This is a genomic window from Psychrobacter muriicola 2pS (genome assembly GCF_904846535.1).
Taxonomy (GTDB): domain Bacteria; phylum Pseudomonadota; class Gammaproteobacteria; order Pseudomonadales; family Moraxellaceae; genus Psychrobacter; species Psychrobacter aquimaris.
The window spans coordinates 39,578-65,095 of record NZ_CAJHBC010000008.1; the positions used below are offsets into that span (position 1 = coordinate 39,578).

The following is a 25,518-nucleotide window of genomic DNA, read 5'->3' on the forward strand; positions in this document are numbered from 1 at the left end:
TGTGTAATAAGTGCTCGTTATAAACTGAGCGTTTTTTCGCCGCGTGCAATACCAATCACACCCGAGCGCACCACTTCCATAATACGTTCGCGACCAATCACATCAATAAAACCGTCAAGCTTGGCTTTGTCACCGACGATTTGAATGGTATAAAGATTGGAATTCACATCAACGATTTGTGCGCGAAAAATATCTGCACTGCGTTTAATTTCTTCACGTACGCCGCCCGTCGCCCGTACTTTTATGAGCATCAACTCGCGTTCGACGTGTACGGTATCTGACAGATTAAGCACTTTAACCACTTCAATCAATTTATGCAATTGCTTGGTGATTTGTTCTATTTTTTCAGGTGACGTAATAGTGGTCAATGTTAAGCGAGAAATACTCGGATCGTCTGTTGGCGCAACGTTTAAGGTTTCGATGTTGTAGCCACGTTGAGAGAACAAACCGACCACTCGCGACAACGAACCCGCTTCGTTTTCCATCAATACCGAAATCAGATGTTGTTGTTGCATTAGGTACGCTCCCCTTTTGTTAACCACATATCACGCATCGCTTGCCCAGCGATTTGCATCGGATACACATGCTCGTTACGATCGACATAAACGTCAATAAACACCAGTCTATCTGTTATTGTCATGGCTTCCGCCAACTGTGCTTCCATGGTCGCAGGATCGGTAATTTTGATACCGACGTGACCATAGCTTTCAGCGAGTTTGACAAAGTCTGGTAGTGAATTCATATAAGAATGTGCATGACGACCTTCATACAGCATATCTTGCCACTGCTTCACCATACCTAATTGGGCATTGTTTAGATTCAAGATTTTAACTGGCAAATTATATTGTAAGCAGGTTGAAAGCTCTTGAATATTCATCTGAATAGAGCCTTCACCCGTGATACAAACCACATCACGCTCAGGGTTGGCAAGTTTGGCTGCCATCGCGTACGGCAATCCAACACCCATCGTACCAAGACCGCCTGAGTTTAACCATTGACGCGGCTCATTATAGGTATAGTAAAGCGCGGCAAACATCTGATGCTGACCGACGTCACTGGTAATAATCGCATTACTATTAGTCACTTTATCTAAAGCTTGCACGACCGCTTGTGGCTTAATACCATTATCAGTGCTAGTGTCATAACGCAGACCATGACGCTTACGCCACTCATTAATTTGTGACCACCAATCCAACAATGCATGTTGTTCAAGTTCTTTATCCTCACCGATAATCTCTAGTATATCGGTAAGGACAGATTTGACATCGCCCACGATTGGGATATGCGCATTAATCGTTTTTGAAATGGACGTAGGATCAATATCAATATGAATAATCGTCGCATTCGGACAGAATTTTTTGACATTATTGGTTACGCGGTCATCAAAACGTGCACCTATTGCCAAGATTACGTCGGCGTGATGCATGGTCATATTGGCTTCATAAGTACCATGCATGCCGAGCATACCTAAGAACTGACGATCCGATCCAGGAAAGGCACCCAAGCCCATTAAGGTATTAGTTACTGGTAAATTGAGGCGATGCGCAAGATCAGTTAGCTCTTTATGTGCATTGCCTAAAACAACACCACCACCAGAGTAAACAATCGGACGCTTTGCAGCAAGCAGCGTTTCAACCGCTTTTTTAATCTGACCACTATGACCTTTTAATGACGGCTGATACGAGCGTATAAACACTTCTTCTGGATAAGCGTAAGCAAACTTTTCACTTGGCGCGGTCATATCTTTTGGCACATCAATGACTACAGGGCCTGGGCGTCCAGACTGTGCAATATAAAAGGCTTTTTTGACAATCATTGGGATTTCGCTAGCATGACGCACTTGAAAGCTATGCTTCACGATAGGACGTGATACGCCAACCATATCCGTTTCTTGAAAAGCATCTTCGCCGATTAGGCTGCTAGGTACCTGACCTGCGATGACTACCATCGGCACTGAATCCATGAAAGCAGTGGCAATAGCCGTCACCGTGTTAGTAGCACCCGGACCTGACGTCGCTAATACTACACCAGTTTCACCAGTCACTCGCGAATAAGCATCTGCCATGTGACCGGCTGCTTGCTCATGACGCACCAAGATGTGCTCGATATTCTCTTGTTGAAACAAAGCATCATAGATATGAAGAACTGCACCACCTGGATAGCCAAAAATATATTTGACGCCCTCATCAGTCAGTGATTGCACCAACATCTCAGCACCAGATAGCATTACAGGTTGCTCACTACCTTCAGCAAGGCGTTGTTGCTTTTCTTCAAAATTTTTGGCGGCATTTCCCGTTTGGGTATGTCCCGTCATATTCGGACTTTGCGTGGTTTGCGTCACTGTCATCACCTTTTTTTTGTCAAGAATTGGTGCTCATTCGTAAGAGAAAACAATGCTATTTACACAAGGTTGTTCGTCTCATAGAAATGGCTGAAAATTCTTGTCCATATCCAGAATGTGTGCCCGCTATATTTTAGTAAGACTGCCTTATAAGACAGCATGCTACTCAAACACAGCAATATATGTAAGGTCAGTTTTATGGCAGGAGTCTATCGATGTACAGTGACAAGATGCGAGTGCATCTATAAAAGAAGCTTATTATTGATAAATAGCAGACAGCATTTGCAACAGATTGATCTATACAGAGAAATCAATATCCGCAATTTAAATCACCTTCATAGCCCATAATAATTTGTAAAATGGTTTATATTTTACAACAGGCTGATTAAAAATATTTAATTGCTGAATATTTTTCCATATTTAATACAACCGCTAGAGTCACGCTTAGCGCATTTCAAATAATAAGTTTATCTTAGTCATTGTAGACAGATAAGTCCGGAGACAATGCATAAAGTTATCGATAACAATCATTATAATTACTATCTTTGCAATATCATTGTCACAAAGAAAAGAAAACTGCGTAAGCCACTGATAAGTAAGCTATAGTCTTCTTTTTCAAGTGCCACGGCAATATCATAAAAGCCGCTCACTGACCAATCAACTGCTATCATATTCGATGGTTTATGAGCTATTGTCAAGAAAAACTTCTAAAGCCCATCCCTAACTATTAGTTATTAAATAATATACATTCATAAGGATTATTTGGTAGAATCAAAAGCTGGTACATTTTTAGTACCATTCCAACACTTAAATGATATATTGACACATATATACACATCTGTTTTTTACCCATTAAGAGGACTGCTACTATGGCATATGCGTTTAAGATAAACACCGCTGCCAAATTGCTTGTGAGTACTGCGTATATGCTGATGCTGTCGATGAATGCCAGTCATGCTATTCAAGTTTATAAATCTGTGGGTGCACATGGTGAAGTCAAATATAGCCAACATGCGCCGCAAAATGGCAAAAATATTGAGCTGATAGAATTTCGCAGTGATGGCAGGCAAAGCAGTGCTGGACAATTGGCTGGCAAAACAGATGCCAATCAAAGCAACAATACTCAAAGCGTAGAAGAACAAAGAGTTGCAGCGCTTGAAGCACGCATTAAAGAGCAAGAGGCACAAGCCAATGCACAGCGTTGCCAGTCACTACGCAATAACCTGACCAACTTGAATGTCGGCGGACGCATCTATGAGATGGATGCCAATGGCAAACGACAATATCTAGATGGCCGAGAAATTGAGCTTAAACGTGAACGTGTCCAGCAGGCAATCGACCAATACTGTGGCAACTCGGCTACCTAGACTCAATGCTAATTAGAGACATTAATCAGTAGCTGCATCACATGGCGAATGGCTGCTGGCATATCTTGAGCCTGTAGCCCTCGTTGTCCTATCAATAGCGTATTATGTGGTGAGTTGACTAGCATATCCCCTGCTAATCCATGCACCACAACTGCTTGGTGCAAGCTTTGTATGCTTGATGGTAAGTCTTGCTGCGCTAGCAGACCAGCAATGACGCCAGATAACACATCACCCATGCCAGCTGTCGCCATCCCAGCATTACCGACAGCGCAGACATAAACTTGGCGCTGACCTGAGCCTTGCTCTAATATCAAAGAGCCTGAGCCTTTTAGCACCCATTCACCACCATAAGTTGTAGCGCACTCTTTTATAGCTTGCAGTCTATCGCTTTCCACCTCACTGATCTTTTTATCAAGTAATCTAGCGGCTTCGCCACTGTGAGGTGTCAAGCGAACTTGATAATTAATGCTATATTCTCGCAGCTGACTTACCAGTTCATGATGCTCCAATTGCAACGATGCCAAATGATAAAGTCCATCGGCATCAATCACTAGCGACTTTTTCTCTTCCATAGCAGCTTGTAGATACTTTATAAATAAAACTTTTGCTTTTTCATCACGGCCGAGCCCCATACCAATAGCAATCACTGTGGCTGACTTGATTAGCTGCTTCACTCCGTCCACATCATGCAAATTGATCGTCATTGCATCTGGTAATGAGGTTAATAAAGCGCTATGAAAGGCCTCATGGCAAGCAACCGTAATTTTACCTGCTCCTGCCGCCATCGAACTCGAAGCAGACAGTATCGCAGCGCCGCCCATACCTTGTGAGCCATCGATACGGTTGCCACCAATAACCAGCACATGACCATAGCTGCCTTTGTAGCTATTTTGACGGCGAGGATATAGACAATATGCACTAGCAATCAGTTTTGCTACTGGCATGAACCTTTTGTCATTTACTTGATAGGGTATCAGCGGTATATCAATTACCTTTCCGCTATAATCCACACCATCCTTGGTATGCAAACCGAATTTCCGTGCAATTAAGCATAGCGTTATATCAGCCTGTATAGCTACGTGCTCAAATACTTCACCAGTCGAAGCCACCAAACCACTTGGAATATCAACAGCAATTGCTAAGGTATTATTTCGTTCAGATAACTCATTGAAAGCGCTAATTGCTGTTTTATAAGTACCTGTAGGTGCACGATCCAGACCAATACCAAACAACGCATCAATATAGACACCGGCTTGCAAATTACTATCTATTCCTTCCTCTATATTATAAGCACTACTTTCAAAGCGTTGATAAGGGCAATTAGCCAAAAGCGCTACCTTTAGCGCTTTTTTTGCATCGGAAAAGGCGGTGGTGTCACTGATATCAAAATCATCACTCTCAAAACCAACTGTCACCACTTGTACCTGCCAACCCATCTGCTGTAAATAATAAGCAATGAGCCAACCGTCGCCACCATTATTACCCTTTCCAACCCAAATGCTCACTCGATGCTGACGCATATGACGACGAGAAGCATAAGTAGTGGCTGATGAATATATATTTAATTGCTTTTCTTCATATAATTGCTCTATGTGTTGCGCCATTTGCCAGGCTGCTTGTTTCATCAACCCAAAACTATCATGCCCCTCTACAAACCATGCTTGCTCCATCGCATAGAGTTGTTCACTACTATATAACGGGATAGACTTTGTATTTTTTATAGGTGATAAATTGCTCTGATTGTTCATAACTAATCCTTGAGTATTTTTTTGCTGATTTTTTATTTTATCGAGATATGGTTACTACCATTTAGCATCAGCTTAGCAAACGCGTACGTCAACGTATGTATCAATATGAATGTGAAATTATTTGCTTTTATACTTGCGCTCTTAGCTCACTGGCTTATCATAGCGGTATTCACTCTATCACCTACTGTCACACATGAATAATCCTCCTAAAGTAAACTCGCCTATCTCTTCAACCCAGCAGAAATCAGCTAAGCAAACATCTTCTGAACCTAAGCCTGCGTCCGAAAAAAAGATTAATGTTAATAATAGCCCAATATTTACCACCACAGCAGATGTCAAACAATGGATTAAAACCCAAGCACAGGCTTTAGGGTTTGCCGACTGCGGGTTTTTATCGGTGCATCATCCTTTGTTCGCTAAACAGATTACACAATTGCAGCAATGGCTTGATAAAGGTTATGAAGGGCAGCTGCAGTTTATGCATAACAACCATCATTTACGTGCTCATCCTGACCAACTGGTAGAAGGAGCAAAAACCATCATCAGTGTCCGTATGGATTATCTGACTCAAACACCAACCCCACGTACGGTCACTGACAATGACTATCCCAATCAAGGGATCATCGCTCGTTATGCAAGAGGACGCGACTATCATAAAACGATGCGCAGTCGTTTGAAACAATTGGCACTAAAGATAGAAGCCATGCTTCCCGAATGGCAACACCTCAATATTGGTTCAGAACAAGATTTTATTTTTAGGCCTTTTAGCGACTCTGCTCCTATTTTCGAGCGACCCATTGCCGATGCTGCTGGTCTTGGCTGGACAGGAAAGCATACCCTACTCATCAATAAGCAAGCGGGTTCATTTTTTGTATTGGGTGAACTATTTATTAGCCTTGAGTTACCTGATGACAAACCCGTCAAAGAGCATTGCGGCAGTTGTAGCGCCTGTATTGATATCTGTCCTACTCAAGCGATTGTCGCGCCCTATGAGCTCAATGCTTCAGCTTGTATCTCCTACCTCACTATCGAGCACGATGGTATTATTGATACAAAGTACCGCCGCGCAATTGGTAATCGCATCTTTGGCTGTGACGATTGTCAACTCATCTGTCCTTGGAATCGCTACGCCAATCTTACACCTGTAGAGGATTTCGCACCACGGCATAACCTTGATAGCAGCAGTCTGCTTGAGCTATGGCAATGGCAAGAAGCTGAATTTATGAAAAAAACTGAAGGCAGCCCACTTAGACGCACAGGCTATGTGAACTTTTTGCGCAATATTGCTATTGGTCTTGGAAATGCTAATGGTCATCAAGACACCATTACTCAGTTACAATCAAAGCTAGGCATACACAACGAGATGCTTGATGTACATATCAACTGGGCCATAGCTGAACAGTACGAGAAATTAGAAAACATTTAAATCTTAAGCTTATATTTATATAAACCCGAAAAAAATGCCTCTTAATAGAATAAGAGGCATTTTTTACTCACACATATTTTTGACAGTTCAAAACCATATTATGGCTTAGGAATACGTAGCACTTGGCCAGGATAAATCTTATCAGGACTAGATAGCATCGGCTTATTGGCTTCAAAGATTTTCATATAATCATCCGCTGAACCATAAACCTCTTTTGCAATCTTAGACAAGCTATCACCAGATTTCACCGTATACATCGTTGACTCAGGCGCATCTTCTTCGATATCAATATTATCGATTACCTTAGCCACATTTTGTACATTACCAATGGCTATAATCGCTTTTTCGCGGTCTGCTTGCGTTTTGGCCTTACCGCTGATCTCTGCGGTATCTGTTGAGCCATTATACTTGATTTTCAAATCACTAATATTGAGATTCTGCTGCTGAATACGACGAAGTAAAATATTGGCAACTGATTGCGCAGAAGGTTCGCTACTTTGTACTGGCGTATTAGCATCTGCTTTTGTTTCTGACTTAGCATCGTGTTTGGCGTCATCACGATTGAAAATTTTATCACCAATATCTTTTGCGAAACTGAACATACCCATGTACATACTCCTTTAAATATTATTATTTACTATTCATCATTATTTTTTTAATGGCATATATAGTTTTATATATCACCACACTTTGTTACTGCTCACTATTATGAGTATAGTCAAAGATAGGTGAGGTAGATAGTAATAGTATGTTGAGTAATGTTGATTTGGCGTAGCTTATGTTAACGCAATGATTAGTCGGATAAATGTCTGTGCCATAGTAAATAATGAGCATAAAAAAACCGCCTATCTATGCAGATAGGCGGCTAAAATAACTTGCTAAGCCACTAGCTAATTATAGCTGCGCTTGTACATAATCAATAGCTTTTTGAACAGTTGTTAATTCTGCTGAATCTTCATCAGGAATGGTAATACCAAAGTCACTTTCAAATGACATGACCAACTCAACTAGGTCTAACGAATCTGCACCTAAGTCTTCCATAAATGACGCATCATTATTGATATCTTCAACATTCATACCCAATTGCTCAGCTACTGCAGCTTTAACTCTTAGCTCGGTATCATTACTCATGTAGATTTCTCCTTTTTGATCTATTATTTTGGCAAAATGCCATAGCCCTATCATTAGGCTCTATAGCATATTATATAAAATGACATCTTCAGACTAGCACAGCTGTCTGAGTACTTTGTAACTTGTTTTATAACTAGTTATACGTTTTGACTAATGTCCGGTACAGCCTTGCTATAATACAGGGCTTTGACATAAAAGTATTCGCCATTATAGCACCCTTTATTATAGTTTACACTCGTACACAGAGTTTTTTATTATAACTGTGTAACACTTATTTACTACCTACCTACATATACATACCGCCGTTGACAGGAATAACAGCGCCTGTGATGTAACTGGCCTCATCGCTGGCTAAGAAATGTACGGCTGCTGCAATGTCTTCTGGCTGTCCAAGACGGCTGATGGGTACAGCGTCTAGCATAGAGTTTAGTAAACGTTCGTCGAGCTCGTCCGTCATATCCGTTTCAATTAAACCTGGGGCTACGCAATTAATCGTTACTTGTCGTGAGCCAATTTCACGCGCGAGCGTACGGCTGAACCCTTCAACGCCAGCTTTGGTCGCAGCATAGTTAGACTGACCTGCATTACCCATTTGAGCAACAACAGAGGTTATGTTGATGATACGACCACGGCGCGCTTTCATCATACCGCGCACGGCGCGTTTACTCATGCGGTATACCGATGTCAAATTGGTATCGATGACATTTTCCCAATCTTCATCTTTCATGCGCATCAGTAGACCATCTTGGGTGATCCCCGCATTATTGACTAAGACCTGTACTGCGCCATAAACGCTCTCAATCTCTTCAAACAGTTTATCAACTTGCGCGGTATCACGCACGTCTAAGACACGTCCAATACCGCCACTATCATGGAGATAACCATCAATCAGCTCAGCGCCCTTTTCCGTGGTCGCTGTGCCAATAACAAAATGTCCTTCTTTGGCGAAACGTTTGGCAACAGCTTTACCAATACCGCGGCTAGCGCCTGTCACTAAGGTAATCGTACGACTCATGATAACACCTCCATTAATTTATCAAGACGAGCGGGTTTGTCGGTAGGATAGCTAGTAATTGGCTGTGCTTGACGCTTCGCCAAGTTGCTCAATACATTACCACTGCCACATTCGATTAAAATATTAATTTGTTTGTCAGCCAGTTCTTGCATGGTTTTTGACCATAATACTGGTTGGCTTAATTGCTCTGTTAATGCCTGCTTGATACCTACCGCACTGCTCTCAACACGCGCATGTCGATTTTGAATAACAGGAATCATCGCTTGATCGAATTTTATTTCTGCCAAAATCTCAGCCAATGCACTACTGGCTGGCTCCATGAGTGCACAATGTGACGGTACGCTGACCTTTAGCGGGATAGATTTTTTGCCTGTGTTTTGCACTTTATCGATAACAGCATTAACACCAGCAGCATTACCCGATATCACCACCTGCCCTGGACTATTAAAGTTGGCTGCACCTACAATGGCACCCTCGACATGTTCAGTCGCTTGCTCACATAGGTTTTCAACTCGATTGTCTTCAAGTCCTAGCACTGCTGCCATAGCAGTATCGACACCTACAACGGCTTCTTGCATCAGTTGACCGCGCTTGTGTACCAATTTAACCGCATCAGCAAGCGATATGACCTCAGCTGCGCAAAGCGCACTGTACTCACCCAAAGAATGACCCGCTAAATAACAAGGCGCTGTGGCTATTTTTTGTTTCAAGATACGCCAAATGGCGATGCTGGCCGTCAGTAATGCCGGCTGAGTATATTGCGTTTGATTGAGTTTTTCTTCATTTTGACAGATTGCCCATAAATCTTCACCAAGCGCTGCACTAGCTTCAGTAAAGGTATCGAGAATCTCTGGATAGATTTCAGCAAGCTCACTAGTCATCCCGACTACTTGCGATCCTTGACCAGGAAAAATCACCGCAATACGTGTTGGCGGCTTTTTTACCATATCGGGTACAGAGGCCATAACCAATATTCCTTATTTAATTGGAAATATCCCTAAAAACAATTGGGGTTTATTATATTATTAGAGGCGATATAAAACCGTTGCTTTAGTATTTGTCTAAAAAAACGGATTATCGATAAACTATACACTGACGCACACTATTATCATAGCGGATGCGACCTAAACACGTACAGTAAAAGATACCACTCAAATTAGAATGATAGAACATATCAGTTCATTTTCATATTTTCTAAAGGCTCAGGGTAAAAGGTTATTCAAATAACTACTATAAAAAGCCAATAGCAAAAAGCCAAGTTATCTAGCCACATAATATATGATAGCGAAATAACTTGGCTTTCTTCAGCTCAAAGCATATTACCTAATAACAGCGTTGCAGAAATAATGACAGTCACCAGTACTATCATTATTTTTGCAATTAGCTATCGAATAGCCAACAACTTAAGCGTCTTGACTAACTTTAAACAACTGGCGACCACGGTAGAAACCATCTTTAGTCATGTGATGACGACGATGTTTTTCACCAGTGGTAGCATCTACGCTTATCTCAGCGATTTCCATACGATGATGTGAACGGCGCATGTCACGACGAGAACGACTTTTACGACTTTTTTGAACGGCCATGATATAGCTCCTATACTTAAAAGGGGATAAGCTTGAAATTCAGCTTTAATCGACACTGACAGAGGCTATATAATCACAACAACCTAAGTCTTACGCATCATTAGTTAAATAGATTGCCACGTATTAAAGTGTTGATTACGTCTAAAATCTATAGTTAGTTTGCAAGATCAGCATCTATCTGCCAGTAGCAGATTGCTAGAATGCAATAAACGGGACATTATACGCATGTTTAGCGGATTAATAAAGCCCTGCTTCTCACTCTTTGGTAGAAAGCTGATGAAAGGTATCATAAATTTATTAAGTAGTACATTGATATATGACTTGTCTCTTAATAAGATTACAACTTGCCTTTTAGTGAGGCTAAAGCAGCAAAAGGATTTTCGCTTTCTTCCTCTTCTGGAATCTCACCAAATTGCTCTACCGTCATTTCACAGTCGTCATGCTTTGGTGCCATTGGCGTCTTCAGCAATATCTCATCTTCTACCAATTTTTTAAACGGTAATAAAAGCTCTGGTGCAGGCTCAGTAATAATTTCATCAAGTAATAAATAATCTTGGTCATCATTGATTGAACGTGCTTGGCTTTCATCTTCTAGTAGCGCAATATTATAATCATCAGACAAATCGATAGCTACTGGCTGTAAACAACGTTGACACGTTAACCAAACTTCACCAGTCAATGTAAATGCCAAATGTAAGACATTATTGCGGCGATACAAATTAGCATTGAGCGATATTTTTGCTTGTTCATGTTCAGTGGCTAAGGTAGCAGCAAGACGTTTGAAAGCGCTTGGCTCTATCTCTCCTGTCCATTCATAACCAGTATCTGCCCATTTATCCAAAGAAATAGATTCAGGCATACTAGTAGATAAAGGCGCTTTTTTATTATCAGCATAAGCTGCTGACGGTTTACTTTCTGGAGTGCTTGACATGCGCGGCCTCATTCATCAAAACGGTGTATAATATTGCCTGCCATACTAACGGAAAGCATTGAACGACGCTAGCGCTAGTATGTTAAATTTTTTGATATGCGCTCTATTTTCATCTCTTTATTTCCTCTATTTATATTCAAAGATAGTTCTTATTTTTATCTTTTATTTAACCAGTGTTTTACCTATGAATGTGTTTAATAATAAACCTGATTTCTCGAACCTACTCTCTGCACTCGAAGCAAAAATCTTGTTGCAACGTCTCACCACGTTAACCAATAATATTAATACATCCTCTACTGACTCGTGGAGCTTTAAAAAAGATCAGGACTTAGAGGATGTAAAAAGCGAATGGCAAAGGTTATCTGCTATCAAAGGCTTAGATGGCACTCAATCATTGGTTAATAAATACGAGCAAGCGGCTACTGCTTGGCTCATCCAATTTTTCAACACTTTATTCGCTCATCAAAACGTTATATTGGTTCGTGGTCAAGGAGACCCAGAGTACTTTCCGGCACAAAATAACGAACCCGCAAAAATTGAATTCGCTCATGGATTTTTTGCTAGCGCATTGCATGAGCTCAGCCATTGGTGTGTGGCTGGAGAGGCTCGTAGACGTTTGCCTGACTTTGGCTACTGGTATGCACCAGATGGTCGTACCGCCGCTCAGCAGCAAGCATTTGAACGCGTAGAGATTAAGCCGCAAGCGTTAGAGTGTCTATTTACTCTCGCTTGCGAACGGTCATTTGAGATATCACAAGATAATTTGTTCGCTGACTTCGATACGAGCAATAGTACATTTGCAAATGACGTCTATCGACAAGCGCAACAATATATTGCTGAGCCTCATATACTGCCACGTGATGCTAAAACGCTATTACACGCCTTACTCAGTGTCTCTACATCTGATACAGAATAACAGCAACATATCAGCTCAAAGGTGTAGCATTTTTGCGTTAACGATTGTCTACGCATAGTAACGCCTTGCTACCAAACTTATATTGGCTTTGCGCTATACTAAGGAAGCAGTGATACTTTTTTAGCAAATTTCGTGAAAGGAGCGTGACCGCTAAAAACGGTCTACTTAGTCAAAAACTTCATATTCAACAATCCATAATTATAAAATAAGGAACTGCTATGCAAGTATTTTATATTCATCCAGAAAATCCACAGCCACGTCTTATTGAGCAAGTAGCAGATCTGTTACGCAAAGACCAACTCATTATCTACCCTACCGATACCAGCTATGCTTTTGGTTGTCGCTTAGGGGCAAAGGATGCACTCGATAAGCTCAAACAAATTCGTGAGCTTGATGATAAACACCAGTTTACCTTGCTATGCCGTGACTTAAGCGAAATTGCCAACTATGCCGCAGTAGACAATGTACAATTTAAACAGCTCAAAGCACACACTCCTTCGCCCATTACCTTTATCCTCAATGCCACGAAAGACGTGCCAAAGAAATTAGCACATGCGAAGAAAAAAACCATTGGCATCCGGGTACCTAGCAATCCCATTGCTCAGGCGCTTTTAGAAGCCATGGATGAGCCGATCTTAACCAGTTCATTAATTCTACCCAATCGCGACGACATACTAGATGATCCCTTTGAGATTGAGGATTTATTAGGCAATCAAATTGACGCTTTGATAAATGCAGGTGTAAAGACCACTAAGCTAACTACTATCGTTGATATGACTGGTAGCCAACCTGAAATTATCAGACAAGGTGCCGCTGATGTAGATTCACTACTGCGGTAATAGACTAAAATATCAGACACAAAAAAAGCTCCAATTGAATTGGAGCTTTTTTATATACATCTTTTGCTTATTGTAAAATTAGTCGCGATCAACCAATTCTACATAAGCCATTGGCGCATTGTCACCATCACGGTAACCACATTTTACGATACGCAAATAGCCACCTGGACGCGTCTGGTAACGAGGACCTAACGTGCCAAATAGTTTGCCTACCATAGCTTTGCTACGCATACGGCTAAACGCTAAACGACGGTTAGCAACGCTGTCTTCTTTAGCCATAGTGATTAATGGCTCGGCAACGCGACGTAACTCTTTTGCTTTTGGTAAAGTTGTTTTGATCAGTTCATGCTCAAATAATGAGTTAGTCATGTTCTGAAACATTGCCTTACGATGACTGCCGGTACGACCCAGCTTGACTCCACTCTTACGATGGCGCATAGTCAAAAATCCTTAAAGTTTAACGGCTACGATAAGAAAAGCGATCATCAACACGAAGGTCAGCTGGTGGCCAGTTATCTAGGCGCATACCGAGCTCTAAATCTTTAGACGCTAGTACGTCTTTGATTTCCGTTAATGATTTCTTACCAAGATTTGGGGTTTTTAGAAGTTCAGTCTCTGAACGTTGTACCAAATCACCGATATAGTAAATGTTTTCAGCTTTCAAGCAGTTGGCTGAGCGAACCGTTAGTTCAAGATCGTCCACAGGGCGTAATAGCACCGGATCAACCTCTTCTTTCTCTTTCACAGGCTCAGGCGCTTCTTCAGCTTCTAGGTCAACAAAGATAGAAATCTGTTGTTGTAAAATAGTGGCTGCTTTACGAATTGCTTCTTCTGGATCTATAGTGCCATTAGTTTCAAGCTCAATGATAAGACGATCAAGATCAGTACGCTGCTCTACACGAGCGTTCTCAACCTGATAAGCAACACGAAGCACAGGACTAAAACTTGCATCAAGCTTTAAACGTCCGATTGCTTTAGTATCACCATCTTCACGGCGCTGGTTTGCTGGCTCATATCCACGACCCATTACTACACGCAAACGCATCTTAAGATGACCACGATCACTCAATGTACCCAACACCAATTCTGGATTGACGATGTCTACATTATGCGGTAACGCGATGTCTGCAGCAGTAATAGTGCCTGGACCTTGTTTATCCAAGGTCAAAAATACTTCATTTTGGTCATGAAGCGTAATAGCCAAGCCTTTTAGGTTCAAAAGCAAGTCAAGTACATCTTCTTGTAGCCCTTCAAGCGTTGAGTATTCATGGTCAACACCATCAATCTCAGCTTCAATGACTGCAGCACCAGGTAATGAAGATAACAAGATACGACGTAAGGCATTACCAAGGGTATGCCCAAAGCCGCGTTCTAACGGTTCGAGCGTGACTTTCGCAATCGTTTCATTAACCGTATCCACATTAATGGCATTCGGCGTTAGAAACTCAGTTGCATTTAGCATCATGATGTCACCTCGATTTATTAAACTGGTTTAATTAACGTTGATTGCTCAATGCCGTTTTCACGACATCGAGCAGTACGTCATTACTTAGAGTATAGCTCAACGATCAAGCTTTCGTTGATTTCAGCAGGTAGATCAATACGATCAGGCGCTTGTTTAAACGTGCCCTGTAGTTTGCTGTGATCAACATCTAGCCATTCTGGAATACCACGTTGTGTCGCTAGTTCAATAGCGTTTTTAATACGTAGCTGTTCGCGAGACTTCTCTTGGATAGCGATGACATCACCATCTTGAAGCTGAATTGATGGGATGTTCACACGAACAAACTCATCACGACCAGCTTTTTTTACCATAACAGTACGATGACTGACTAGCTGACGTGCTTCAGCGCGAGTTGAGCCGAAGCCCATGCGATATACCACGTTGTCTAGACGGCTCTCAAGCATAGCTAACAAGTTTTCACCAGTAGCACCGCGCTTACGAGCAGCTTCTTTATAGTAATTAGCGAACTGACGCTCTAATACACCATAGATACGCTTAACTTTTTGCTTTTCACGCAACTGTAGAGCATATTCTGAGGTCTTGTTACGACTTACACCGTGTTGACCTGGTGGACGACCAGCTTTTTTCGTTTTTACGTCGTATGGTTTAACGCCAGACTTAAGACCTAAGTCAGTGCCTTCACGACGTGATAATTTAAGTTTTGGTCCAATATAACGGGCCATTGTTATGTCTCCTATAAGCTTTTGGGATAAAAAGCTTCGTCTTTAATATTAGACGCGGCGCTTTTTCGGCGCACGGCAACCATTGTGTGGGATTGGGGTTACATCAGAGATGCTGTTAACTTTATAACCCAATGCACCTAGTGCTCTTACCGCAGACTCACGACCCGGTCCTGGTCCTTTGACCAAAACGTCGATATTCTTAACACCATATTCTTGAGCCGCTTTACCAGCGACTTCAGCTGCAACCTGCGCTGCAAATGGTGTAGATTTACGTGAACCACGGAAGCCTTGTCCACCTGAAGTGGCCCAAGCCAGTGCATTACCTTGACGATCGGTAATCGTAACAATGGTGTTATTAAAAGACGCATGGATATGGGCAATGCCCTCCGATACTGAACGACGAGTCACTTTCTTGCGACTACGAGTGTCTTTAGCCATCTTTTAGCTTCCTAAGTTAATTATCTTTTGAGAGGGCGTGTCGGACCCTTACGAGTACGAGCGTTGTTCTTAGTATTCTGACCTCTAACTGGTAGGTTACGACGATGGCGGATGCCACGGTAACAACCAAGATCAACTAAACGCTTAATATTCATTGACACTTCACGACGAAGGTCACCTTCAGTCATGTAATTTGCAACTTGTGCACGGATAGCATCTAACTGTGTATCATCTAACTGACTAACTTTAGTAGTAGGGGCAATGCCAACTGCTTCTAAGATTTTCTGAGCAGTGGTACGACCTACACCAAAGATGTAAGTTAGTGAAATAACAGCATGCTTATTATCCGGAATGTTTACGCCGGCAATACGAGCCATTGATTTCTCTCCATTAAAGAAAAATAAGCGTTATTTATCAATAAGGCTTTATTTTTCAGATTTGTTGCTGTCAATACTAAAGCTTTTATAATTATTATCGCTGCTTTGACTTGGTTACAAGCCTATTCATTGACGGTCTTATAAAAGTTTTTGCATAAACTACGGCAAGTGGCGGATGATATCCCATCCGCCGTCATTTTTCAAGTATTAATTCAAATAGTAACAAAAGTCTAAAACTTTACAATACTAAATATTAACCTTGACGTTGCTTGTGGCGAGGTTCTGCTGTACAGATGATATGTACACGGCCTTTACGGCGCACAACTTTACAGCTACCACAAATCTTTTTAACTGATGCTTGAACTTTCATAGCATGCTCCTTGAAATATCGTACCGCTCATTTAAGGTTGAGTGGGCGATTGAATTAACGTCTGATCATGATATTGATGGGTCATCAAATGCGCTTGAATTTGCGAAATGAAGTCCATTACCACAACCACCATAATCAGTAAAGACGTACCACCGAGTTGAAACGGTACACCAAACGATGACTGGACGACCATTGGCATTAAACAAATAACCGTCATATACATCGCGCCAATAAAGGTCAGTCGGTTTAATACATGATCGAGATAACGCTGAGTTTGTTGTCCGGGGCGAATACCTGGGATATACGCACCACTACGTTTAAGGTTTTCAGCTACTTCACGTGGACTAAATACCAATGCCGTATAGAAGTAACAGAAGAAAATAATCATCGCGCCAAACAGAACCAAATATAGCGGCTGTCCTGGAGACAACACCAAAGCCATATTCTGTAATATCTTTTGTGTAAGAGTAGGATCAGTTGATTGACCGACCCACTGCCCTAAACTTGCTGGAAACAACAATAACGAGCTGGCAAAAATGGCTGGGATAACCCCTGCCATATTAAGCTTTAGCGGCAAATGAGATTGCTGCTGAGCATAGATTTTGCGACCTTGTTGTTGCTTCTGTGCATAGTTCACTGGAACACGGCGCTGAGCACGTTCAATATAAACGATACCAGCAGTAACCGCGATGCCTAATAGCACAAAAATAAACAGTACAATCAAGTTCATCTGACCTTGATTGACCTGTTCAATAGACTGCGAAATCATACCTGGCGTACCAGCCACAATACTCGCAAAAATGAGCATTGAGATACCATTACCTACGCCGCGCTCTGTAATCTGCTCACCAAGCCACATTAAGAACATAGCGCCCGCTACTAAAGACGTAACGGCTGGAATATAAAAAGTCAGGCCAGAAGATAAGGTAAGATTTTGACTGATTAAGCCAGCACACATTCCTAACGACTGTACTAGCGCTAAAGCAAGTGTCCCTTGACGGGTGTACTTGTTTAGCTTGCGTCGTCCCGCTTCGCCTTCTTTTTTGAGGGCTTCAAGCGATGGCAATACCGCAGACATCATTTGTACAATAATCGATGCTGAGATATACGGCATAATACCGAGCGCCATAATGGACATACGCTCTAGTGCACCACCTGAGAACATATTAAACATACTCAAAATGGTATTTTCGTTGCGCGAAAACAGATCAGCCAAGTTAACCGGATTGATACCCGGCACCGGAATATGTGACCCTAAACGATAAACAATCAATGCGCCGATTAAGAATAATAAACGCGTCCATAATTCATCATACTTTCGTATGAAAGCAAATGGATTGAGCGGTATACCAGCCGATGACATTGATTGTTTTGACACGTTACTACTCCTCGATGCTACCACCAGCAGCTTCGATTGCTAGCTTAGCGCCTTTAGTCACTTTGATACCTTTAAAAGTATAAGCCTTAGTGACTTCGCCTGACAACATGATACGAGCACGCTTCATGTCATGACGGATAAGGTTGGCAGCTTTAAGTGTTTCAAGGCTAACCACATCACCTTCAATTTGATTTAGTTCAGAAAGACGTACTTCAGCCGTCTTCATTGCCATTTTACTGGTAAAACCAAATTTTGGTAAACGACGGTATAAAGGCATTTGACCACCTTCAAATCCTGAGCGAATGCTAGAACCTGAACGAGATTTCTGACCTTTTACACCACGACCACCAGTCTTACCAAGACCTGAACCGATACCACGACCACGACGTTGGGCAGTTTTCTTTGCGCCAACACCTGGTGATAATTCATTTAATCTAAGACCCATTACGCTTCCTCCACTTTTACCATGTAGTTAACGCGATTGACCATACCACGGGTTGAAGGAGTATCTTCTACTTCAACAGTATGATTAATACGGCGTAAACCCAATCCTTTCAAGCTCGCTTTGTGGCTCTTTAGGCGATGGGCACCCGATTTAAATTGAGTGACTTTCATTTTTTTCATCGTAACTCACCTAGTCTAAGTTAACCCAAGATTTCGTCTACAGATTTACCACGTTTAGCTGCCATCTTCTCTGGAGTTGACATATCACGTAAACCGTTAAACGTTGCGCGAACAACGTTAGCAGTATTGGTAGAACCATAACATTTAGTCAAAACATCTTTGACACCAGCAACTTCTAATACAGCACGCATTGCGCCACCAGCGATTACGCCAGTACCTTCAGATGCAGGCTGCATATAAACTTTACTAGCACCATGACGTGCTTTGATCGGATGATACAAAGTTGCATCATTTAGCTCAACAGTAATCATATTACGTTTGGCAGCTTCTAGTGCTTTTTGAATAGCAGCTGGCACTTCACGTGCTTTACCGCGACCAAAACCAACACGACCATTGCCATCGCCCACTACGGTTAACGCAGTGAAAGAGAAAATACGACCACCTTTAACAACTTTTGCAACGCGATCAACGGTAACTAAGCGTTCTACTAGACCGTCAGTCTGTTCATTTTTATCATTTTTATCATTTCTAGCCATGATTAAAACTCCAATCCGTTTTCGCGAGCTGCTTCTGCTAAAGCTTTAACTCGACCATGATATTTAAAACCACTACGGTCAAAGGCAACTTTAGTAATACCAGCTGCTTTTGCGCGTTCTGCGATCATTTGGCCCACAGACGTTGCTGCATCAGCATTGCCAGTCGCGCCTGAGCGCAAGCTGCTGTCTAAGGTAGATGCCTGAGCAATCACTTCACCACCAGTAGGAGAGATAATCTGGGCATAAATATGTTTTGGCGTGCGAGTAACCGTTAAGCGATGAACGCCTAAGAAACGGATATGCGCGCGGGTTTTCTTAGCTCGACGCAGACGAGCTGCTTTTTTATCAAACATTTCAACTCACCTTATTTTTTCTTGGCTTCTTTGCGAATCACATGCTCGTCACTATAACGAATACCTTTACCTTTATAAGGCTCAGGTGGGCGGAAACCGCGGATATTAGCCGCTGCTTGACCAAGCTGCTGTTTATTGTTTGATTTCAAAACAATTTCAGTCTGCGTTGGGGTTTCAGCTGACACACCTTCAGGCAACGTATATTCTACTGGATGAGAGTAACCAACGTTCAAAGTTACCTTGTTACCAGCAACTTGTGCGCGATAACCAACACCAATTAACTGAAGACGTCTTTCGAAGCCTTCATTTACGCCTGTAACATAGTTGTTTAGCAGAGCGCGCATGGTGCCAGTGTGCATCATAGCTTCTTTTGAATCGACTGTAGGTGAGAAAATGATCGCATCATCTTCCTGTTTCAGCTCGACCAATTCATGCAGGCGTAAAGACAAATTGCCGTTCTTGCCTTTCACTTCGACCTGCCGATCGTTCAAAGTAACACTTACGCCGTTTGGCAGTGTCACTGGGGCTTTAGCCACACGAGACATAGGAATATTCCTTAAAAAATTAACTTCTTTATATTAGCGAAAAAACTAACAGGCTAAAAAGCGTGTTAGTTTAGCATAGTTGACCGCGTTAGACACCTATCAATTTGAAATAATTCATCATCAATAGAGGTCTAACAACCATCAAATAGACTTCATCGTCGTATAGCTTACGCTACAAATGCGACGATTTCACCACCGATACCAGCAGCACGTGCAGCACGATCACTCATGATACCTTGGCTAGTTGATACGATAGCAACACCCATACCTTGCTTAACAGTAGGGATAGCGTCTTTACCGCGATGCTGGCGTAAACCAGGACGGCTAAAACGTTGAATCGTTTCGATGACAGCTTTGCCTTCGAAGTATTTTAATTCGATAGATAGGGTTGCTTTGTTGTTTGCTTCTTCAGTAACAACAGCGCTCGCCACATAACCTTCGCTAACTAGTAAATCAGCAATTGATTTACGTAATTTAGAGCTCGGCATTGCTACCGATACTTTGTTAGCCATTTGTGCGTTACGAATACGGGTTAGCATATCCCCAACGGTATCTTGCATACTCATATAGTTACCCCTTACCAGCTTGCTTTACGAACACCAGGCACATCGCCTTGCATGACACGCTCACGCAGCATATTGCGTGATAAGCCAAACTTGCGGAAGTAACCGTGAGGACGACCGGTGATAGCACAACGATTGCGCAGACGTACTGGTGATGAGTTGCGTGGTAGGGCTTGTAGCTCTAGCATCGCTTCCATACGAGTTTCGTCACTTGCAGTCATATCACTGATAGTTTCTTTTAGCTTGATACGCTTATCAGCGTACTTAGCAACCATTTTTTCGCGCTTTAATTCGCGGTTGATCATGCTCTTCTTTGCCATAACGTCTTTACCTTATTTAAATGGGAAGCCGAATGCTTTAAGCAACGCACGACCTTCTTCATCATTACCAGCTGACGTGGTGATCGTCACATCCATACCGCGGATACGATCAATCTTGTCAAAATCTACTTCTGGGAATACAATTTGTTCTTTGATACCCAATGAGTAGTTACCACGTCCGTCAAAGGCTTTAGGTGAAAAACCGCGGAAATCACGAATACGAGGAATTGCAATGGCAATGAGACGATCTAAAAATTCGTACATTTGCTCACCGCGTAGCGTTACTTTACAGCCAATTGGCCATTCTTCACGAATCTTAAAGCCAGCAACTGATTTACGCGCTTTGGTGACGACAGGTTTTTGACCAGCGATAGCGGTCATGTCAGCTACTGCACCTTCAAGCAATTTCTTGTCTTGAGACGCGCCGCCTACACCCATGTTAAGTGTGATTTTAGTGATTTTAGGCACTTGCATCACATTCGCTAAACCAAGCTCTTCTTTGATTTGCTGCTTTAATTCTTCGTTATATAAAGATTTTAATCTTGCCATTACCATTACACCCTTAGTGTCTTACGCAGTCGCCACTACTTCACCGTTCGAACGATAGACGCGTTGTTTCTTGCCGTCTTCGCCGAACTGATAAGTAATACGATCAGCTTTTTGGGTTTGCGCATTTAATATTGCGACATTTGAGATATGTAGAAAAGCTTCTTGCTTGAGAATGCCGCCTTCAACGCCAGTCGCCTGATTTGGCTTCTGATGTTTAGTGACAATGTTAATGCCTTCAACTTTAATACGATCATTTTTTACAGCTTGTACAGTACCTTGCTTGCCTTTGTCTTTCCCAGCAATCACGATAACTGTATCGCCTTTACGTAATTTTGACATGGATTACCTCACAATACTTCTGGTGCTAGTGATACAATTTTCATAAACTGATCACCACGTAGTTCACGAGTTACCGGTCCAAAAATACGAGTTGCAATCGGTGCTTTATTTTGGTTCAACAATACCGCAGCATTGTCGTCAAAACGCAGAACAGAACCATCAGGACGACGAACGCCTTTTTTGGTACGTACAACTACAGCATTCATCACGTCGCCTTTTTTAACACGACCACGAGGAATGGCTTCTTTAACCGTTACTTTAATAATGTCGCCAACTGATGCATAACGACGATGAGAGCCACCCAGTACTTTAATGCACTGAACTCGTCTTGCACCGCTATTATCTGCAACTTCCAGCATCGATTCAACCTGAATCATAGCGTTACTCCACACGTATGAGCAATAAAAACCAGTTGCTGCCGCTAGCACAGTATGAGTAGTCGGCATTTTAATAATAATAACCGCTTCTACTCTTAATGTGAGTGATATACGCTCGGCGCAATCAGTATCCTTAAAAAGGCGGCTATTTTAACAGCTTCTGGCTTTTAATGCAATTTACTTAGATTTTTTCTACTTTTTCAACCACTTCAACCAAAGTCCAAGACTTGGTTTTTGAGATTGGACGCGTTTCTTTGATGCGGACAAGGTCGCCTTGTTGGCAAACATTATTCTCATCATGGGCTTTGATTTTTGTAGAACGACGAAGCTGTTTGCCATACAAAGGATGACGAACCAGACGCTCAATCAAAACTGTGATGGACTTGTCCATCTTGTCGCTGACAACTCGTCCTGTCAGTACGCTAGCATTAGCTGTTTGATTGTTATCGCTCATGAGTCGCCTCGTTGTTTCTCGTTAATCAAAGTCTGAAGCTGAGCAATCGCACGACGATTGACACGTACTTCATGGGTATTCCCCAACTGACCGGTTGCTTTAGCCATACGAATACGGAAAGCATCAAGTTGCTTTTCATCAAGTAACTGAGTCAGTTCTTCTAATGATTTATCACGTAATTCACTGATCTTCATTACATTATCGTCCGCTTAACAATGGTAGTTTTAAAGGGCAGTTTTGCTGCAGCAAGCGTTAACGCTTCGCGAGCAAGTTCTTCTGAAACCCCTTCGAGTTCATATAGCACTTTACCAGGTTTGATTTCGCATACCCAATATTCTACAGGACCTTTACCTTTACCCATACGCACTTCTAGTGGTTTATTGGTAATTGGTTTGTCTGGGAATACACGAATCCAAATCTTACCGCCACGCTTAATTTTACGAGTGATGGTACGACGTGCTGCTTCAATTTGACGGGCAGTCATACGACCACGAGTCAACGATTTTAGACCAATTTGTCCGAATGCAACGGTGCTTCCACGATGAGCTAGCCCAGTGTTACGACCTTTGTGCATTTTACGAAACTTGGTACGTTTTGGCTGTAACATAGTTTAACCTCTGTCTGTGTTTCGACGGTTTCCGTTTCCACGACCACGGCGTTTTGGCGCACGAGTCTGCTCTTCTTTGACGGGATTATATACACTGTTCATACCGTCAAGGATTTCGCCACGGAAAATCCAAACTTTTACACCGATAGTGCCGTAAGTGGTTTCTGCACGTACTGACGCATAGTCAATATCAGCGCGGAGTGTATGCAATGGCACACGACCTTCACGATACCATTCAGTACGAGCAATCTCAGCACCGCCAAGACGGCCAGACAACTCAACTTTAATACCTTTAGCACCAGAGCGCATGCTGTTTTGTACCGCGCGCTTCATCGCACGACGGAACATAACACGACGCTCAAGCTGGCTGCTGATACCATCAGCGACCAAACGTGCATCAAGATCAGGTGACGTGATTTCTTCAATATTGACCTGAGCAGGTACGCCCATAATTTTGGTCAATTCTTTCTGAAGTCTTTCAATATCTTCGCCTTTCTTACCGATAACAATACCAGGACGCGCAGTGGCGATGGTAATCTTAGCAGCGCCAGTAGGACGCTCGATCATAATGTTACTGATCATAGCGTTATCTAGCTTTTTGCGTAGATACTCACGAACTTGAATGTCGTTGATGAGGTATTCTGAGTATTGTTTAGGGTTAGCATACCAATTTGCATTATGCTTTTTTACAACACCAAGACGAATTCCGATTGGATGTACTTTTTGACCCATAACTTATTCTCCTACCTTTATAGTGATGTGACAGGTACGCTTACTGATACGATCAGCGCGACCTTTGGCACGTGGTAGGATACGTTTTAGCGTAATGCCTTCATCAACGTAAATAGTTGATACTTTAAGCGTATCAATATCTAAACCGTTGTTGTGTTCGGCATTGGCGATGGCTGAGTTAAGACATTTCTTAACAAACACAGCGCCTTTTTTATTACTATACGTTAGGATATCCAAAGCACGCTCGATAGATTTGCCACGAACTTCATCAGCAACGAGTCTAACTTTTTGTGCCGATATGGCGGCACCGCGTAATTTTGCAGTTACTTCCATGGTAAGCACCTTATCTCTTAGCTTTTTTGTCAATGCCATGACCACGATACGTACGAGTCGGGGCAAATTCACCTAGTTTATGACCAACCATCTGCTCACTCACAATAACCGGTACATGAGTACGGCCATTGTGAACAGACAAAGTTAAGCCAACCATTTGTGGTAGGATCATCGAGCGGCGCGACCAAGTCTTAATTGGCTTGCGTGAGTTGGTGTCTAATGCATTCTCAACTTTGGCAAACAAATGCGCGTCTATGAATGGACCTTTTTTCAATGAACGAGGCATGAAATTCTTCCTTTATTTCTTCTTGGCGCGACGGCGGATGATCATATTGTCAGTACGCTTATTACTACGCGTTTTAAGTCCTTTAGACTTCTGACCCCAAGGGCTGGTTGGATGGCGACCTTTATTACGACCTTCACCACCACCATGTGGGTGATCAACCGGGTTCATAGCAACACCACGAACAGAAGGACGAACACCACGCCAACGTGAAGCACCCGCTTTACCAAGTGATTTCAAGTTGTTTTCAGTGTTAGAAACTTCACCAATAACGGCACGGCAGTTCACGTGTACACGGCGTGTTTCGCCAGAGCGCATACGTAGAATAGCATAAATACCTTCACGACCTAACAACTGAACGCTAGCACCCGCAGAACGAGCCATCTGTGCGCCTTTACCGATTTTAAGTTCGATATTATGGATCACAGTACCCAATGGGATGTTTTTCAGCGGTAAACAGTTACCTGGACGAATTGGTGATAGCTCACCTGACATTACTGTATCGCCAACTGCTTGTTTTTTAGCAGCAATGATATAGCGACGTTCGCCATCAGCGTACTTAAGTAAAGCAATGTGCGCAGTACGGTTAGGATCGTATTCAATACGCTCTACCGTTGCTGGGATATTGTCTTTAGTACGTTTGAAATCGATAATACGATAATGCTGCTTATGACCACCGCCAATGTGACGAGTCGTTATGCGACCATTATTGTTACGACCACCAGTTTTACTTTTTGATTCGAGAAGCGCTGCAAACGGACGACCTTTATAAAGGTGTGGATGCACCACTTTTTCAACAAAACGACGGCCTGGTGATGTTGGCTTTGCTTTTACGATAGGCATGAGTGTAATC

General features: G+C 42.3%; 36 protein-coding genes and 1 pseudogene. 4 read left to right on the top strand and 33 right to left on the bottom strand.

The genetic code is table 11. The features are described 5' to 3' along the window. Nucleotides 1–17: 17 nt before the first annotated feature. Both ilvN and JMX93_RS11465 read right to left on the bottom strand, forming a co-directional pair. Entirely contained in the window at nucleotides 18–515 is a 498-nt protein-coding gene (gene ilvN / locus JMX93_RS11460; protein ID WP_198333330.1) for an acetolactate synthase small subunit, read from the bottom strand. Next, a complete protein-coding gene (locus JMX93_RS11465) occupies nucleotides 515–2,227 on the bottom strand; it encodes an acetolactate synthase 3 large subunit (RefSeq protein ID WP_499204833.1) in 1,713 nt (570 codons plus the stop codon). The genes ilvN and JMX93_RS11465 overlap by 1 nt, the downstream gene beginning before the upstream one ends. A 983-nt stretch (nucleotides 2,228–3,210) precedes the next feature. Between JMX93_RS11465 and JMX93_RS11470 the strand changes: the two genes are divergently transcribed. After that, nucleotides 3,211–3,708, top strand: a complete 498-nt coding sequence (locus JMX93_RS11470) for a DUF4124 domain-containing protein (protein WP_499204809.1) — start codon at nucleotides 3,211–3,213, stop codon at nucleotides 3,706–3,708. An 8-nt stretch (nucleotides 3,709–3,716) separates the two neighbouring features. Here JMX93_RS11470 and JMX93_RS11475 read toward each other — a convergent pair whose 3' ends face one another. Continuing rightward, complete coding sequence (locus JMX93_RS11475) at nucleotides 3,717–5,456, bottom strand: NAD(P)H-hydrate dehydratase (protein WP_499204810.1); 1,740 nt, start codon at nucleotides 5,454–5,456, stop codon at nucleotides 3,717–3,719. Between the two features lie 193 nt (nucleotides 5,457–5,649). Between JMX93_RS11475 and queG the strand changes: the two genes are divergently transcribed. After that, nucleotides 5,650–6,882, top strand: coding sequence for a tRNA epoxyqueuosine(34) reductase QueG (gene queG / locus JMX93_RS11480; RefSeq protein WP_499204811.1), 1,233 nt, complete (start codon nucleotides 5,650–5,652; stop codon nucleotides 6,880–6,882). A 98-nt stretch (nucleotides 6,883–6,980) separates the two neighbouring features. Here queG and lysM read toward each other — a convergent pair whose 3' ends face one another. From lysM to JMX93_RS11510, 6 genes are all read right to left on the bottom strand, one after another. Next, complete coding sequence (lysM, locus tag JMX93_RS11485) at nucleotides 6,981–7,490, bottom strand: peptidoglycan-binding protein LysM (protein ID WP_055125278.1); 510 nt, start codon at nucleotides 7,488–7,490, stop codon at nucleotides 6,981–6,983. Between the two features lie 286 nt (nucleotides 7,491–7,776). After that, the gene (gene acpP / locus JMX93_RS11490; RefSeq protein ID WP_025652201.1) at nucleotides 7,777–8,013 is read right to left on the bottom strand and encodes an acyl carrier protein; all 237 of its coding nucleotides are present in this window, start codon (nucleotides 8,011–8,013) and stop codon (nucleotides 7,777–7,779) included. Between the two features lie 286 nt (nucleotides 8,014–8,299). Next, nucleotides 8,300–9,028, bottom strand: a complete 729-nt coding sequence (fabG, locus tag JMX93_RS11495; protein WP_025652200.1) for a 3-oxoacyl-ACP reductase FabG — start codon at nucleotides 9,026–9,028, stop codon at nucleotides 8,300–8,302. After that, complete coding sequence (fabD, locus tag JMX93_RS11500) at nucleotides 9,025–9,993, bottom strand: ACP S-malonyltransferase (protein ID WP_193011075.1); 969 nt, start codon at nucleotides 9,991–9,993, stop codon at nucleotides 9,025–9,027. The genes fabG and fabD overlap by 4 nt, the downstream gene beginning before the upstream one ends. Nucleotides 9,994–10,431: 438 nt before the next feature. Further along, complete coding sequence (rpmF, locus tag JMX93_RS11505; protein ID WP_011512869.1) at nucleotides 10,432–10,614, bottom strand: 50S ribosomal protein L32; 183 nt, start codon at nucleotides 10,612–10,614, stop codon at nucleotides 10,432–10,434. A gap of 337 nt (nucleotides 10,615–10,951) precedes the next feature. Beyond that, nucleotides 10,952–11,545: a YceD family protein gene (locus JMX93_RS11510; RefSeq protein ID WP_443559373.1), complete on the bottom strand. Its 594-nt coding sequence runs from the start codon at nucleotides 11,543–11,545 to the stop codon at nucleotides 10,952–10,954. A gap of 184 nt (nucleotides 11,546–11,729) precedes the next feature. Between JMX93_RS11510 and JMX93_RS11515 the strand changes: the two genes are divergently transcribed. Both JMX93_RS11515 and JMX93_RS11520 read left to right on the top strand, forming a co-directional pair. Further along, complete coding sequence (locus tag JMX93_RS11515; protein WP_443559375.1) at nucleotides 11,730–12,461, top strand: elongation factor P hydroxylase; 732 nt, start codon at nucleotides 11,730–11,732, stop codon at nucleotides 12,459–12,461. A gap of 218 nt (nucleotides 12,462–12,679) precedes the next feature. Beyond that, on the top strand, nucleotides 12,680–13,300 hold the full coding sequence (locus tag JMX93_RS11520; protein WP_193011072.1) for an L-threonylcarbamoyladenylate synthase: 621 nt from the start codon (nucleotides 12,680–12,682) through the stop codon (nucleotides 13,298–13,300). 78 nt (nucleotides 13,301–13,378) lie between these two features. Here JMX93_RS11520 and rplQ read toward each other — a convergent pair whose 3' ends face one another. From rplQ to rplB, 24 genes and pseudogenes are all read right to left on the bottom strand, one after another. Continuing rightward, nucleotides 13,379–13,738 carry a 50S ribosomal protein L17 gene (gene rplQ / locus JMX93_RS11525; RefSeq protein WP_021813387.1) on the bottom strand — a complete coding sequence of 120 codons (360 nt, stop codon included), beginning with the start codon at nucleotides 13,736–13,738 and terminating at the stop codon, nucleotides 13,379–13,381. Nucleotides 13,739–13,757: 19 nt separating this feature from the next. Further along, the gene (locus JMX93_RS11530) at nucleotides 13,758–14,765 is read right to left on the bottom strand and encodes a DNA-directed RNA polymerase subunit alpha (RefSeq protein ID WP_045446643.1); all 1,008 of its coding nucleotides are present in this window, start codon (nucleotides 14,763–14,765) and stop codon (nucleotides 13,758–13,760) included. Between the two features lie 80 nt (nucleotides 14,766–14,845). Beyond that, a complete protein-coding gene (gene rpsD / locus JMX93_RS11535; RefSeq protein WP_010196731.1) occupies nucleotides 14,846–15,487 on the bottom strand; it encodes a 30S ribosomal protein S4 in 642 nt (213 codons plus the stop codon). 48 nt (nucleotides 15,488–15,535) lie between these two features. Further along, nucleotides 15,536–15,925: a 30S ribosomal protein S11 gene (rpsK, locus tag JMX93_RS11540; RefSeq protein ID WP_045454458.1), complete on the bottom strand. Its 390-nt coding sequence runs from the start codon at nucleotides 15,923–15,925 to the stop codon at nucleotides 15,536–15,538. Nucleotides 15,926–15,945: 20 nt separating this feature from the next. Continuing rightward, nucleotides 15,946–16,302, bottom strand: coding sequence for a 30S ribosomal protein S13 (gene rpsM, locus JMX93_RS11545; RefSeq protein WP_021813384.1), 357 nt, complete (start codon nucleotides 16,300–16,302; stop codon nucleotides 15,946–15,948). A gap of 253 nt (nucleotides 16,303–16,555) precedes the next feature. After that, the gene (gene rpmJ, locus JMX93_RS11550) at nucleotides 16,556–16,672 is read right to left on the bottom strand and encodes a 50S ribosomal protein L36 (protein ID WP_010196721.1); all 117 of its coding nucleotides are present in this window, start codon (nucleotides 16,670–16,672) and stop codon (nucleotides 16,556–16,558) included. A gap of 31 nt (nucleotides 16,673–16,703) precedes the next feature. Next, nucleotides 16,704–18,035: a preprotein translocase subunit SecY gene (gene secY / locus JMX93_RS11555; RefSeq protein WP_193011088.1), complete on the bottom strand. Its 1,332-nt coding sequence runs from the start codon at nucleotides 18,033–18,035 to the stop codon at nucleotides 16,704–16,706. Nucleotides 18,036–18,054: 19 nt separating this feature from the next. After that, a complete protein-coding gene (rplO, locus tag JMX93_RS11560) occupies nucleotides 18,055–18,495 on the bottom strand; it encodes a 50S ribosomal protein L15 (RefSeq protein ID WP_193011071.1) in 441 nt (146 codons plus the stop codon). Beyond that, nucleotides 18,495–18,674, bottom strand: coding sequence for a 50S ribosomal protein L30 (rpmD, locus tag JMX93_RS11565; protein WP_010196714.1), 180 nt, complete (start codon nucleotides 18,672–18,674; stop codon nucleotides 18,495–18,497). Before rpmD ends, rplO begins: the two co-directional genes overlap by 1 nt. Nucleotides 18,675–18,694: 20 nt before the next feature. Further along, nucleotides 18,695–19,210, bottom strand: a complete 516-nt coding sequence (rpsE, locus tag JMX93_RS11570; protein ID WP_010196711.1) for a 30S ribosomal protein S5 — start codon at nucleotides 19,208–19,210, stop codon at nucleotides 18,695–18,697. 2 nt (nucleotides 19,211–19,212) lie between these two features. Then, nucleotides 19,213–19,563, bottom strand: coding sequence for a 50S ribosomal protein L18 (rplR, locus tag JMX93_RS11575; RefSeq protein WP_193011070.1), 351 nt, complete (start codon nucleotides 19,561–19,563; stop codon nucleotides 19,213–19,215). An 11-nt stretch (nucleotides 19,564–19,574) separates the two neighbouring features. Beyond that, complete coding sequence (gene rplF / locus JMX93_RS11580; RefSeq protein ID WP_021813380.1) at nucleotides 19,575–20,108, bottom strand: 50S ribosomal protein L6; 534 nt, start codon at nucleotides 20,106–20,108, stop codon at nucleotides 19,575–19,577. A 167-nt stretch (nucleotides 20,109–20,275) separates the two neighbouring features. Then, nucleotides 20,276–20,674: a 30S ribosomal protein S8 gene (gene rpsH / locus JMX93_RS11585; RefSeq protein ID WP_193011069.1), complete on the bottom strand. Its 399-nt coding sequence runs from the start codon at nucleotides 20,672–20,674 to the stop codon at nucleotides 20,276–20,278. Between the two features lie 11 nt (nucleotides 20,675–20,685). Continuing rightward, nucleotides 20,686–20,991, bottom strand: coding sequence for a 30S ribosomal protein S14 (rpsN, locus tag JMX93_RS11590; RefSeq protein ID WP_021813378.1), 306 nt, complete (start codon nucleotides 20,989–20,991; stop codon nucleotides 20,686–20,688). Between the two features lie 12 nt (nucleotides 20,992–21,003). Beyond that, nucleotides 21,004–21,540 carry a 50S ribosomal protein L5 gene (gene rplE / locus JMX93_RS11595; RefSeq protein WP_068408463.1) on the bottom strand — a complete coding sequence of 179 codons (537 nt, stop codon included), beginning with the start codon at nucleotides 21,538–21,540 and terminating at the stop codon, nucleotides 21,004–21,006. Nucleotides 21,541–21,561: 21 nt separating this feature from the next. After that, the gene (rplX, locus tag JMX93_RS11600; protein WP_011279796.1) at nucleotides 21,562–21,879 is read right to left on the bottom strand and encodes a 50S ribosomal protein L24; all 318 of its coding nucleotides are present in this window, start codon (nucleotides 21,877–21,879) and stop codon (nucleotides 21,562–21,564) included. Between the two features lie 8 nt (nucleotides 21,880–21,887). Continuing rightward, a complete protein-coding gene (gene rplN, locus JMX93_RS11605; protein ID WP_010196702.1) occupies nucleotides 21,888–22,256 on the bottom strand; it encodes a 50S ribosomal protein L14 in 369 nt (122 codons plus the stop codon). Nucleotides 22,257–22,437: 181 nt separating this feature from the next. Beyond that, nucleotides 22,438–22,710 (bottom strand): 30S ribosomal protein S17, encoded by a 273-nt coding sequence (rpsQ, locus tag JMX93_RS11610; RefSeq protein ID WP_045446623.1) that lies wholly within the window; start codon nucleotides 22,708–22,710, stop codon nucleotides 22,438–22,440. Next, nucleotides 22,707–22,904 carry a 50S ribosomal protein L29 gene (gene rpmC, locus JMX93_RS11615; protein ID WP_011279794.1) on the bottom strand — a complete coding sequence of 66 codons (198 nt, stop codon included), beginning with the start codon at nucleotides 22,902–22,904 and terminating at the stop codon, nucleotides 22,707–22,709. Before rpmC ends, rpsQ begins: the two co-directional genes overlap by 4 nt. Further along, nucleotides 22,904–23,317: a 50S ribosomal protein L16 gene (gene rplP, locus JMX93_RS11620; RefSeq protein ID WP_068034608.1), complete on the bottom strand. Its 414-nt coding sequence runs from the start codon at nucleotides 23,315–23,317 to the stop codon at nucleotides 22,904–22,906. Before rplP ends, rpmC begins: the two co-directional genes overlap by 1 nt. After that, a pseudogene (gene rpsC, locus JMX93_RS11625) lies at nucleotides 23,257–24,049 on the bottom strand (30S ribosomal protein S3). Before rpsC ends, rplP begins: the two are co-directional and overlap by 61 nt. A gap of 3 nt (nucleotides 24,050–24,052) precedes the next feature. After that, the gene (rplV, locus tag JMX93_RS11630) at nucleotides 24,053–24,382 is read right to left on the bottom strand and encodes a 50S ribosomal protein L22 (protein ID WP_045446615.1); all 330 of its coding nucleotides are present in this window, start codon (nucleotides 24,380–24,382) and stop codon (nucleotides 24,053–24,055) included. Between the two features lie 10 nt (nucleotides 24,383–24,392). Continuing rightward, nucleotides 24,393–24,668: a 30S ribosomal protein S19 gene (gene rpsS, locus JMX93_RS11635; protein WP_010196682.1), complete on the bottom strand. Its 276-nt coding sequence runs from the start codon at nucleotides 24,666–24,668 to the stop codon at nucleotides 24,393–24,395. Between the two features lie 12 nt (nucleotides 24,669–24,680). Next, the gene (gene rplB / locus JMX93_RS11640) at nucleotides 24,681–25,508 is read right to left on the bottom strand and encodes a 50S ribosomal protein L2 (protein ID WP_055125272.1); all 828 of its coding nucleotides are present in this window, start codon (nucleotides 25,506–25,508) and stop codon (nucleotides 24,681–24,683) included. Between the last annotated feature and the right edge of the window lie 10 nt (nucleotides 25,509–25,518).